At 47.0% G+C, this 12,044-nt stretch carries 8 protein-coding genes; 1 reads left to right on the forward strand and 7 read right to left on the reverse strand.

Annotated elements, in window-relative coordinates; genetic code table 11:
* Positions 1–651 precede the first annotated feature (651 nt).
* Complete coding sequence (locus tag MH117_RS21655) at positions 652–3,351, reverse strand: calcium-translocating P-type ATPase, SERCA-type (protein WP_239332402.1); 2,700 nt, start codon at positions 3,349–3,351, stop codon at positions 652–654.
* Positions 3,352–4,155: 804 nt separating this feature from the next.
* On the opposite strand from MH117_RS21655, the gene MH117_RS21660 reads away from it, so the two are divergent.
* Positions 4,156–5,832 (forward strand): glycoside hydrolase family 13 protein, encoded by a 1,677-nt coding sequence (locus MH117_RS21660; RefSeq protein ID WP_239332403.1) that lies wholly within the window; start codon positions 4,156–4,158, stop codon positions 5,830–5,832.
* 145 nt (positions 5,833–5,977) lie between these two features.
* On the opposite strand, the gene MH117_RS21665 is transcribed toward MH117_RS21660, so the two are convergent.
* The 6 genes from MH117_RS21665 to MH117_RS21690 form a co-directional block, all read right to left on the reverse strand.
* A complete protein-coding gene (locus tag MH117_RS21665; RefSeq protein ID WP_239332404.1) occupies positions 5,978–6,751 on the reverse strand; it encodes a DeoR/GlpR family DNA-binding transcription regulator in 774 nt (257 codons plus the stop codon).
* Positions 6,735–7,769 carry an ABC transporter ATP-binding protein gene (locus MH117_RS21670; protein WP_239332405.1) on the reverse strand — a complete coding sequence of 345 codons (1,035 nt, stop codon included), beginning with the start codon at positions 7,767–7,769 and terminating at the stop codon, positions 6,735–6,737. Before MH117_RS21670 ends, MH117_RS21665 begins: the two co-directional genes overlap by 17 nt.
* Positions 7,766–8,530, reverse strand: a complete 765-nt coding sequence (locus tag MH117_RS21675) for an ABC transporter permease (protein ID WP_239332760.1) — start codon at positions 8,528–8,530, stop codon at positions 7,766–7,768. The genes MH117_RS21670 and MH117_RS21675 overlap by 4 nt, the downstream gene beginning before the upstream one ends.
* A 71-nt stretch (positions 8,531–8,601) precedes the next feature.
* The gene (locus tag MH117_RS21680) at positions 8,602–9,447 is read right to left on the reverse strand and encodes an ABC transporter permease (RefSeq protein WP_239332406.1); all 846 of its coding nucleotides are present in this window, start codon (positions 9,445–9,447) and stop codon (positions 8,602–8,604) included.
* Positions 9,448–9,525: 78 nt separating this feature from the next.
* Positions 9,526–10,362: an alkaline phosphatase family protein gene (locus MH117_RS21685; protein ID WP_239332407.1), complete on the reverse strand. Its 837-nt coding sequence runs from the start codon at positions 10,360–10,362 to the stop codon at positions 9,526–9,528.
* 1 nt (position 10,363) lies between these two features.
* Complete coding sequence (locus MH117_RS21690) at positions 10,364–11,407, reverse strand: ABC transporter substrate-binding protein (RefSeq protein WP_481857291.1); 1,044 nt, start codon at positions 11,405–11,407, stop codon at positions 10,364–10,366.
* Between the last annotated feature and the right edge of the window lie 637 nt (positions 11,408–12,044).

The following is a 12,044-nucleotide window of genomic DNA, read 5'->3' on the forward strand; positions in this document are numbered from 1 at the left end:
GCTCGCCGCGTGCGATAGCGTAGGCATAGCAACGGACCTATCCCGCGCAAGGTCAACTAAGGCCGAAATTCCACCTTAGTAGACGATCCAGATGCACATGAGCGCCTGATAAGGCGGGATACCCGCCTAAAGGAGGCTCGCCACGTGCGATAGCTTAGGCATAGCAACGGACCTATCCCGCGCAAGGTCAACTAAGGCCGAAATTCCGCCTTAGTAGAGGATCCAGATGCGCATGAGCGCCTGATAAGGTGGGATAGCCGCCTAAAGGAAGCTCGCCGCGTGCGATAGCGTAGGCATAGCAACGGACCTATCCCGCGCAAGGTCAACTAAGGCCGAAATTCCACCTTAGTAGACGATCCAGATGCACATGAGCGCCTGATAAGGCGGGATAGCCGCCTAAAGGAGGCTTGCCGCGTGCGATAGCTTAGGCCTCGCAGCGAGGTAAAGCTCAGGCATGGCAACGCGCCTATCCCGCGCAAGGCCAACTTAAGGCCGAAATCCCGCATTAGTTGGGGATCTAGATGCGCATGGGCGCCTGATAAGGCGGGAAAGCCGTCTAAAGGAGCTTGCCGAGTGCGATAGCTTAGGCCTCGCAGCGAGCATTCCCTCTAAAGTCTGTGTCCCTCTTTTTATGGAGAAACTGCTCCATCCTTAGGAATCGCGCCCTGTTGCCCGAACGATCAGTTTTACGATCTCCACGATTGGTATGATCGCAACTGCACAAGCAATAACGATTAGCCATTGTTCGCCGTTAAGCGGCACAACATCAAACAGCTCATTCATAAATGGCAGCAAGATAACGAGCACTACAAGCAAGCCAGATACGATTGCAGCGCCGTTTAAATATTTGTTGGAAAAAAAGCCTATCGTAAACAGCGACTTTCGATTGGATCGCACGTTAAATGAGTGCGTTAATTGAATTAAGCCTAGTGTGGCAAATGCCATCGTCACCGCAATATCCTCGGCGTAGTGTGTATGGCCCCAGTAGTAGGCAAACAAAGTCAAGGCGGCCTCCATAAGGCCTTGATAAATAATCCCACTGCCAACACCGTCTGCAAAGACACTCTCAGATGACTTGCGCGGCGGCCGTTTCATAATATCGGCCTCAGCTTTTTCCAATCCAAGCGCTAATGCCGGCAGCGTATCTGTCACAAGATTAATCCATAAGATATGGATTGGGAATAAAATTTTCCAATTGAGCATTGTAGCTATAAACAAGGTTATCACTTCGCCTAAGTTAGCAGATAATAGAAACTGAATAGTCTTGCGGATGTTGCTGTACACCTTACGTCCCTCTTCAACAGCTACTACGATGGTCGAGAAGTTATCATCGGCGAGCACCATATCAGAAACACCCCTTGACACATCCGTTCCAGTGATCCCCATGCCAACACCGATATCAGATGTCTTTAAGGCGGGTGCATCATTGACACCGTCGCCTGTCATCGCGACTATTTTGCCACGTTTCTTCCACGCCTGCACGATTCGAACTTTATGTTCCGGAGACACTCTCGCGTATACCGAATACTCTGTTACCTTCTGCTCGAAGTCTTTTTCGCTGATCTTGTTCAGTTCGCTGCCAGTCAGTACGCCGCTATCATCTTGGATAATGTTTAGTTCCTTGGCTATTGCAGCAGCCGTATCCCGATGATCACCTGTAATCATAACCGGACGAATACCCGCCGCCTTGCACACACGGACGGCTTCCTTGACTTCCTCGCGCGGTGGATCAATCATGCCGACGAGACCGATAAATACGAGATCGCGTTCTACCGCATCAGGTGTCAGCTGCTCAGGCAGAGACTCACAGTCACGATAGGCAAGGGCCAACACACGCAGCGCCTTGTCTGCAAGCGCTTTGTTGGCAGCAGCAACTGCTGTACGATGGGCGTCTGACATCGGCTCAATGCTGCCATCGCGTAAAATGCCGCTGCATCGTTCAAGCAGCACGTCTGGCGCGCCTTTTGTCATGACGCGATATGGCTGTGCATGATCCGCAGTCATATCGTGTATGGTTGTCATTAGCTTCCGCTCTGAATCAAACGGAAGCTCCGCCCGACGTGGATAACGGCTTTCTCCATCACGTTTGTCAAAGCTCTGCTTTAACGCAAAATCGACCAGGGCCGTTTCTGTTGGATCGCCAATAAAGCCGATACCATCTGCACGATCGCCGCTTGTAATCTTTGAATCGTTGCAAAGCGCCATGACTTGCAGAAATACTTCATGCCCGGCTAGCTGCTGCACAGGGTCTTGAGAAGGCTGCATCACGTCCCCCACATAGGCTTGCAGTACCGTCATTTTGTTCTGTGTTAGTGTTCCTGTCTTATCTGAACAAATAATCTCGGTGCTTCCAAGTGTCTCAACAGCAGGCAGTTTGCGTATGATGGCTTTGCGTTTGGCCATCTTTTGTACGCCCAGCGCCAAAATAATCGTCACGATAGCAGGCAGTCCCTCAGGTATGGCAGCCACAGCAAGCGAAATGGAGGTAAGCAGCATATCCAGCAGTTCTCGACCTTGCATGTAGCCAACTACAAAGATGATAACAGCTACTACGACGATAATGATGGTAAAATATTTGCCCAATTCATTAAGCTTCTTCTGGAGAGGCGTGACCTCGTCTTCCTCCTGCGTGATAAAGCCTGCAATTTTACCAACCTCGGTATTGGCACCTGTGCCGGTTACAACACCTACACCACGTCCATAGGAAACATTGCTGCTCATATAGGCCATGTTTTTGCGATCGCCGATGACGACGTCGGCTTTGTCGAGCGGTTCAACATCTTTCTCCACCGGGACAGATTCTCCGGTCAGGGCTGCTTCTTCGATTTTTAGAGATGCAGACTCCAAAATTCGGATGTCTGCTGGTATAACATTGCCAGCTTCAAGCAGAACGATATCGCCAGGAACAAGATCTTCCGCTCGAATCGTGATCGTCTCGCCACCGCGACGCACCTGAGCATTAGGAGAAGACATCTGCTTTAACGCAGCGAGTGCTTGCTCTGCCTTGTTCTCCTGAATGACACCAAGTACGGCATTCAGCACGACAACAAACAAAATAATAAAGGCGTCTGTCCATTCTCCTAAAATGCCAGAGATCAAGGCGGCAGCCAGAAGAATAACGATCATTACATCTTTGAACTGGGCCAGCAGCTTGGCGATTATAGATTTGCCTTCTTGTTCCTGCAATGCGTTTTTGCCATACTTGCTTATTCTGTTAGCTGCCTCAGCAGTAGATAACCCTTGCTCACTGCTGCCTAGATGATCAAGCGTGTCGGATGTACTCCACGTATGATAAGGCTGAATGGATTGGTCTTGCTGTGAGTGAGATTGTTCATTTTCCAATACTGTCATCTCCTATCCACTTCTATTTTGAGTGTAGATTCGTCAGATTATGTATGGGGGAAAATATGAGCATTTATATTTATAATACCCCCAATCAGGCGGTTCAAGCTGTGCGTTAACAGCGAGGATGGATCTAATGGTGGAGTGGTGGAGCGTAAGCGGTATAGCAGCGAGTGGTAGCAGGTGCGGATGCGCTGTATCTTATGCAAATTATTATATTTTATGACAGATCCCAAGTTCGATTTTACTTCTTGAATGGCATATGGTTGCAGTTATATAGATGTCATTAAATTGAAGTTGGTGGAAATTAGCATTGGACAAGCAGGCATATAGGGTAAAGAAGGAATGGAATCGGTATTGGGATTCGCATGAAGAGAATCAAAGGAAGCTAATTTGCGCTTGCACAGTGTCCTGTAGGCCCAGTACTCTATCTTCTGAATTTGGGAGAGGCAACATATGTTTAAGGAATAGGGAGGTTAAGTTATCCATTTGACAAGCAAGAAAGGGATTCGGAAATAATCAAATATAATAACTATACCTTAATATAAAAGTGAGTATTTATAAATGGTGTGCATTTCGTAACTTGAATAGTTGGGCAAGCATGATATAATTTTTATGCAATCGTTTGCACAATGTGTGTGAGGCGTTTGCATGAGACATGAGAAATTTTACGGTAAGAATAAATGCATTCCATTAAAAGATGGAAAGTACCTTTGAGCGTTTGATAATTATTCGTATTCAAAGTGTTACGCGAACAGGAGCAACCCCGGCAACACGCATACTAACGCAGAGTGGGAGAAGGAGTGGAGAACGATGAAACAGACATTTTGGAAAGAAGCAGTTGTGTATCAGATCTATCCACGCAGCTTTAAAGACAGCAACGGTGACGGCATTGGTGACATTCCAGGCATTGTCTCAAAACTGGACTATTTGCGGGAACTGGGGGTCGATGTAATTTGGTTGTCTCCAGTTTACTCTTCACCTAATGATGATAACGGCTACGATATTAGTGATTACCGGAATATTCATGAAGAGTTTGGAACATTAACTGATTGGGAAGCGCTTACTGAAGGTCTTCATAAACGAGGGATGAAGTTAGTAATGGACCTGGTCGTTAACCATACGTCTGATGAACATGCATGGTTTGAGGCATCGCGGCAATCGAAGGATAGTCCATTTAGGGAATATTATTATTGGCGTGAAGGCAAGGATGGTCAGGAGCCAAATAACTGGACTTCCGTATTTAGCGGTTCTGCATGGGAGTATGACGAGAAAACTGAGGCCTACTTCCTGCATTTGTTCTCCAAGAAGCAGCCAGACCTCAATTGGGAGAGCCCTAAAGTTCGCCGCGAAGTATATGAGATGATGCGGTGGTGGCTCGATAAAGGCGTCGACGGTTTCCGCATGGATGTGATTAACTTTATTTCGAAAACACCAGAGCTTCCAAGTGTTGGGGAAGACCGTTACGCATGGGGCGGCGATCACTTCATGAACGGGCCGAAACTGATGGATTACTTGCTGGAGATGAAACGAGAAGTGCTGGATCATTACGAGGTCATGACGGTAGGGGAAATGCCGGGCGTTAATGCGGATCAGGCCGTAGAGATTACAGATGAAGAGAACGGTGCGCTTAACATGGTATTTCAATTCGAGCATGTTGATATCGGATCAGGCGCAGGAGGCAAGTTCGATTTGAAGCCGTGGACGCTGCATAAACTACGGGGCATCTTGCACAAGTGGCAAATTGGTTTGGCTGACAAAGGTTGGAATAGCCTTTACCTGAACAATCATGATCAACCACGGATGGTGTCGCGTTTCGGTGATGATGGCGAATATCGTGTCCTGTCCGCTAAGATGCTGGCCACACTTCTGCATACACTGAAGGGAACTCCTTATATTTATCAAGGTGAAGAATTGGGAATGACGAATGTAAGCTTTGAGCGTATTGACCAATATCAAGACATTGAGACGTTAAATATGTATCGGGAAGCGACTGAACTGCATGGCAAAGCTCCGGCAGATGTGCTGCGTTCGATCCATGTGAAAGGTCGGGATAATGCACGTACACCAATGCAGTGGGATGCATCAGCTAATGGCGGATTCACGACAGGCTCGCCTTGGCTGGGGGTTAATCCTAATTATACGGATATCAATGCGGAAGCCGCGCTTCAGGACACAAATTCTATATTTTATTATTATAAAGAGCTCATTCGACTCCGTAAGCAGCATCCAATCATGGTGTATGGGGCGTATTCTCTTTATCTTGAAAATGATGAATATATCTATGCCTATTCTCGTGAATGGGAAGGCAAGGAGTGGGCGATTGTGCTTAACTTTGCCCGTCACGAAGTATCTTTTAGTTGTCCAGATCATTGGCAGGGCCGCAGCTTTGCCCGCATGACAGGCAACTATGATGATACGCAGATCGACAGGATGCAGGATTTCAGGCTTCGTCCATTTGAAGCGCTCGTGCTAGAGCTGGACTCTTGATTCACGTTGGATATTATTCCTTAATATAACATTTATTATCTATACTTTATAAAAAAGACCCTTGTTTGGATAGACTGCTGAGAGGCAGCTTGTCTGGCAGGGGTCATTTTAGTATTCTGCCTATAAAGTAGTTTCGTCTGGTACTTTAAGCAACAATCCAAGTGGTATCAATGCCATGTGTTGTCCAGTTGGTCGGCATCCTGTCACTGCTGATGACCGTGCTGACATGAGCAAGCGGACAGATGTTGTAAAATTGCGATTTGTCGAGCTTGGTATGGTCGGCAAGCACAAATACCTGCTCTGCATTAGCTGACATGACGGAGGAGCATAACGCCTCTTCCATCTCGTAGTCGCTAACAGTAGTTGGTGTAATGCCGCCACAGGAAAGGAACGCCTTGTCGAAGCGGAAATTCGATAGCATCTGATACGTCAATGCGCCGGTGACGGATTTCTGGGCAGGCTGGGTTGTACCGCCCAGCATGATAACACGGCCATCGAACAGGCGCGCCTCAAGCGCTTCCATCAGAACATTGGCGGCGGCAAGCGAGTTGGTTACAACGGTGACCCGCACTACACCTCTGATGGCGCGTGCAAGCTCCAGTGTAGTGGTGCCAACATCTAGAACGATAGTATCGCCGTCCTGAATGTAAGAAGCGGCTTTGCTGCCAATAGCGACTTTGGCTTCGCGCATCATGTTTTGCTTCTTCTCAAATCGAGGTTCCGCTTTGGCATGCGTGAAGCCGATGGCGCCGCCGTACACTCGTTTTAAGAGTTGTTGTCCCTCTAGATCAGCTAGATCTCTGCGTATCGTCTCTGGGGTCACTTGCAAGGTGTTGGCCGTGGTTACGACGCCTACTTTGCCATGCCGCTGAATTTCCTCCAGTATAAATTGCTTGCGTTCTTCAGGCAGCATCGTCATAGAGGGGAATCACATCCTTCGGGTCAATATACCAAGTCTTGGTCTCTCCTATCATTGCGTGTTCAAATGTGCGATGCAGGTGGTCGGCATAAAGGCGACAGCCTTCAATAATAAATTCACAGCGAGTAATGTTGCCTAGCATGGAAAGATGATCGACCTTGCCTGTCAGTGCGATGCCTTGCTCAAAGGGCTCTTCACTCAGTGTTTCCGGTCGGATTGCATACAAGGAAGCAGTAGATTCCACTAGGCTGCCTGTGTGAGCAAGGGATGGCAGCATCCGACGCAACTCTTCGCGTGAGACTACGTTGTAATTGCCGATAAACCTTGCAACAAATGGACTCCGGGGTCGCGTATAGATATCATGCGGTGTACCTGCTTGCTCAATCCGACCGCCGTTCATTAGATAAATACGATCGCTTACTGACATGGCTTCTTCTTGATCGTGCGTGACGAGCACGGTTGTCATATTTAGACTGCGTTGAATATCACGAAGCTGTTTACGCAGATGCTTGCGGATCTGAGCATCTAGGGCGCTTAGCGGCTCATCCAACAGCAGGAGCTTAGGCTTAGTCACCAATGACCGCGCGAGCGCGACTCGCTGCTGCTGCCCGCCGGACAGCTCGCGTGGAAATGCTTTTTCCTTGCCTTGAAGGCCGACAAGCTCAATAATTGCGGCTACTTCTCGTTCAATCTTCTTTGATTCAAGTCGCTTCATTTTTAATCCGAACGCAATGTTGTCCGTAACCGTCAAGTTGGGGAACAAAGCATAAGACTGAAAGACCATACCTACCTGCCGATCGCGTGGAGCCGTATGAGTGACTTCTTTGCCATCTATATATAGCTTGCCGCTGTCTTGCGTCGCTAGACCCGCAATAATACGCAGCAGTGTACTTTTCCCACATCCGCTTGGACCGAGCAAAGTAATAAATTCGCCTTGCTCAAAACTTAGGTCGAGGTGATGAAGCACGGCTTGTTTGCCAAAAGATTTGGAGCATTGCTCAATTGTCACGTATGTCATTGGGAATCCCCCTTTTGTTGTGATTGTCCGATGGCACCGAGCTTCATCAATAGGCCGCTAATGATAGCCATAATAATGAAATACGACACGACAAGCGCGCTTGCTATATGACCGCTGCGGTTTAAAACACCGAATAAGTAAATTTGCAATGTCTCAAACTTGCCCCCTACTAAAATGTTGATTAGGACAAATTCGCCAAACAGCATCGAAAAAGACAGTAATGCAGATACAAGAATGCCTGGCATAATGTTCGGTACGATAATCCGAAGAAATGCATGCCAGCGGCTTGCACCGAGTAATTCAGCGGCTTCCATTAAGGAGGCTGCATTCACTGTACGTAGGCTGTTGCGTGTACCCTGGTATATAAACGGAAGCATACCAACTACATATGCGCCACCAACTACGATTAGCATAGAGATTCCCTTGCCTGCATAAGCACGAATTAAGCCGACAGCCATAATTACACCAGGCAGGGCATAAGTGGTCATCACTAGTGCCTGTACATATCGTTCTAATCGAGGTGCATACACAACGATTGCAAATATGGCTGGAACTGTCACGATCAACGAGACAACAGTAGCACTGGCACTAAGTATTAGGGAGCGTCCAAAGGAATTTAGGAAGCGCAAATCCTGAAATAAGGCCGTAAACCACTGCAAAGTCAATCCTTCTGGCAATATAGTCTTATTCCATTCGGTGGCGAACGAGTACAACACAGTTGCGAGCAGAGGCAGGAGTAAGTATAGGCCGCAAATGAGCATCACCAAATGGTAGAAATGAAAACGACGCCATTTGTTCAGCGAATGATTATTCGAATGATTTGTTGTACTTGTCATCGCAGATCCCTCCGAATTCGGCGTGTGAGCCACTCGTTAATGATCAGGGCTGCGACTAAAGTGAGCCCAAGCATTGTGGCTAATGCACTGCCCAGCTCTGGTCGTGCGAACACGTCACCCGATACTAATCCGCTAATGCGGATTGGCAGCAAGTTGTACGTGCTCCCCGTCAGTGCGTATGCGGTAGCGTATGCCCCCATGGAGTTGGCGAACATAATGCTGAATGTGCCTGCAATGCTTGGCAGCAGCACTGGAACACCTACGCGCAGCCAGAATTGAAAGGGGGAGGCACCAAGCAGGGAGGCTGATTCCTTCCAACTATCTTGAATACCATGATAGATAGGAAATAGCAGTAGTACACCTAGCGGCAATTGAAAATAAATATAAATAACGGTCAATCCGCTCCATGAAAATAAATGAAATGAATCCATCAGATTAATGCCAAAATGCTGCAGCAGGATTGTAAATAAGCCGCTGTTTCCCAGCAGGACGATAAAGGCAAATGCGAGCGGAATTCCAGCAAAATTCGACGTTAGGTTAGTAAATACCAAAATGCGCTGCTGCCATTTTATCGGGAATTGAGTGACGCCATATGCAGCAAACACCGATAAAATGATACCCATTGTAGCAGACCAAACTGAAATGAGTAAGCTGTTCTTAAAGGCCTGGTTATAGAACGGATTGTTGAAAATCTCCTTATAGTGCGTGAATGTCCAGCCAGTGCCGCCTTCCACTTGAAAGCTGCCAATGACCATAGACAGCAGCGGCACAAGCATAAATAGAACGATAAAGCAGCAGAAAGGAATTAGTGTGGTTACCAGCAGTCCATTCCACTTTCTCATAGCTGACACTCCTTTGTTATCGAATAGACAATGTACGACAAACCACACTTATTTCCGAGGAAATAACAAGTGCCCCCGTTACACGGAAGGCACAGGCTCTGCTTGAAGTATAGTGAGTGGCAGCATTACGTTTGAAGCACGTATATTCAGCAGATGACAAGCAAGCGGCGCTATTTGCAGCTGGGATACAGCCTCTTCATATACACCTGGCTGAACTTTGCTGCTAATCACATATAACGGTACGGAACGCTCATCGTCTGTGGTACCGTTGTGCATGCCATCATCATTCATGCCATGATCGGCTGTGACAATGATCTGGTAACCAAGTGATGTCCAATAAGGCAGTGTATGTGCTAACAGCATGTCAGCTGCTATAGCTCGATTACGATAAGCCGCAGAATTGCCGCTATGTTTATGACCTTCGTCGTCAATGTTCATCGTATGAAGGTATAAGAAATCGGGCTTAGCGGTTTGTAGAAGATGCTGGGCATCTGCAAATAGGTGCGAGTCCGGATAATGGTCCTCCCAATAAAAAGTTCCGTGCTGGATCGGAAGATCTGTGTTCCATTGGTAGCGGTCTGTCATAGGATTAAACGGTGCTTTGTTATACAGTTCACTGACCCAGTGATAGGCAGCGGTTGCATTGGTTAAGCCATGCTGTCGTGTGAGATGGAACAGACTTTGCTCATGAGACAGTCTAACGGTGTGGTTTGTCGTAATGCCATGTCGGTAGACAGGTGTGCCTGTGAGCAGTACTTCATAAAGCGGTCTAGAAAGGCTCGGCAGCTCGGATTTGACCTTGAATCTTGCCGCTAAGCCGTGTTCAACAAGATGATGCATGTAGCCCAACTGCTGGACGGCCGTGCTGTATTTCAGGCCGTCCAGCATAATAAAGATAAGTTGATTTGTTAGCACATTATTTAACATGAATAAGTACCTGTTCCTGCCATAGCTGCGGAAGCTGCTTGGTCGTTGCTTCCCACGCTTTCATATCTTTGACTGGGCGAACATTTTGGTACATTTCACTTGGTAGCAGCTTGTTCTTGGCGTCATCTGGCAGCTTGGCATTCTCACGAATAGGTCGTGCGTAACCACGCGCCAGATTGGCTTGACCTTCGTCAGATAAGATGTATTCACGAGCAAGCATCGCGGCATGCGGATGTTTGGCATATTTATTAATCAGTGTTGTGTAACCACTAATGACAGAAGCTTCGGCAGGGATAGTGACTTCAAAGCGATTTTTATCGATTTGGTCACGATAATTTAGGGCGTTGAAGTCCCACAGGATACCAACTTCGACTTCACCCTTTTCGAGATTAGCCACACTTGAATCAATAGGATTAATTCGTCCTGCCTTGGCCAGCTCTGCAAAGAAATCGATACCAGGCTGGATGTTCTTCTCATCACCACCGTTAGCAAAAGCAGCTGCAAGTACGCCGAATTGAGCTTGGTTGGCTTTCATCACGTCACCGACAGATACTTTATAACCGCCATTTTTCAGGTCTGCCCATGATTTTGGAGGAGAGGCAACTTTATTTTTATCTGTAATAAATGCAAGTGAGCCCGTATAACCAAGCAGCCAGTGGCCTTCTTCGTCTTTAGCCCAATCCGGGACATCGTTCCAATAGGAAGTCTTGTAAGGGAGAGTTAAACCCTTTTCTTTGGCTAATGGACCAAACGCAATCCCAACATCTCCGATATCTGCTGTTGCATCATCTTTTTCCGATTCGAACTTCGCCAGTTCTTCGGCACTCGACATGTCTGTATCAATATGCTTCAAGCCGTATTTCTTGTTCAGATCGTTCCATGATTGCACCCAGTTTGCCCACGTATCCGGCATTCCGACAGAATTCACTTCACCTTCGCTTTTTGCCTTCTCTGTGATCTGTTCTAGCGTAAGCTTGGATGTATCCAGACTCTCGCTGCTAGTAGAACCGCTGGTGCATCCTGTCAACAACATGATCGAGACGAGCAATACAGTGGAACAACGAATGATAAATGCGTTTTTCATGTGTGGACTCCTTTGATTTAAGATGTTTGGTTGTGTTGCTTTGTAAGGCATACATCTTGTCTTTACCTTCACAATCGTAAATCATCAAAGTTAAACGGGTGTCATCTGGGCATAAAGGGTTTGTAAACACACAATCTGTAAGCGCTTTCTATACATGTATGAACATTGGGTATAAATATTACCAGCCGGACAGCGTTCCACATATAAATAAAGATGTTGGGAGATGTAGGGCTGTTATTGCATACGATAGCAGCACAACTAGTTCGGTAACTTTGCTGAGGAAAAAGGTGCTCAATAGATTGATTAGAACACATAAGAAACTACAGCAGACAGAAGATAGAAGCTATCATATATAAATATTCATCTTCATTCTTGGCATTGTGATTAGTTAGACGATGAGGGAATGCGCGGTTGGATAGGTGCGAGAAATTCAAAATTTTTCGATCAAAAAAACGGACTGCCGTCAGGCAATCCGCACGAGATCATAATTATGGTTTGCTCATCTTTCCCTTTGATCGAAATGATACATTTCGCGCATAGATTGGATGCACTTGGCTGATCACTGTTACAGATTGGCCTACATAGA

The organism is Paenibacillus sp. ACRRX (assembly GCF_022346885.1).
Classification (GTDB): Bacteria; Bacillota; Bacilli; order Paenibacillales; family Paenibacillaceae; genus Paenibacillus_B.

Excerpts from the sequence above, each read along its gene's own strand:
- MH117_RS21655 (WP_239332402.1), bottom strand. The coding sequence starts at position 3,351 with ATGACAGTATTGGAAAATGAACAATCTCACTCACAGCAAGACCAATCC.
- MH117_RS21660 (WP_239332403.1), top strand. The coding sequence starts at position 4,156 with ATGAAACAGACATTTTGGAAAGAAGCAGTTGTGTATCAGATCTATCCA.
- MH117_RS21665 (WP_239332404.1), bottom strand. The coding sequence starts at position 6,751 with ATGACGATGCTGCCTGAAGAACGCAAGCAATTTATACTGGAGGAAATT.
- MH117_RS21670 (WP_239332405.1), bottom strand. The coding sequence starts at position 7,769 with ATGACATACGTGACAATTGAGCAATGCTCCAAATCTTTTGGCAAACAA.
- MH117_RS21675 (WP_239332760.1), bottom strand. The coding sequence starts at position 8,530 with ATGCTCATTTGCGGCCTATACTTACTCCTGCCTCTGCTCGCAACTGTG.
- MH117_RS21680 (WP_239332406.1), bottom strand. The coding sequence starts at position 9,447 with ATGAGAAAGTGGAATGGACTGCTGGTAACCACACTAATTCCTTTCTGC.
- MH117_RS21690 (WP_481857291.1), bottom strand. The coding sequence starts at position 11,407 with ATGTTGTTGACAGGATGCACCAGCGGTTCTACTAGCAGCGAGAGTCTG.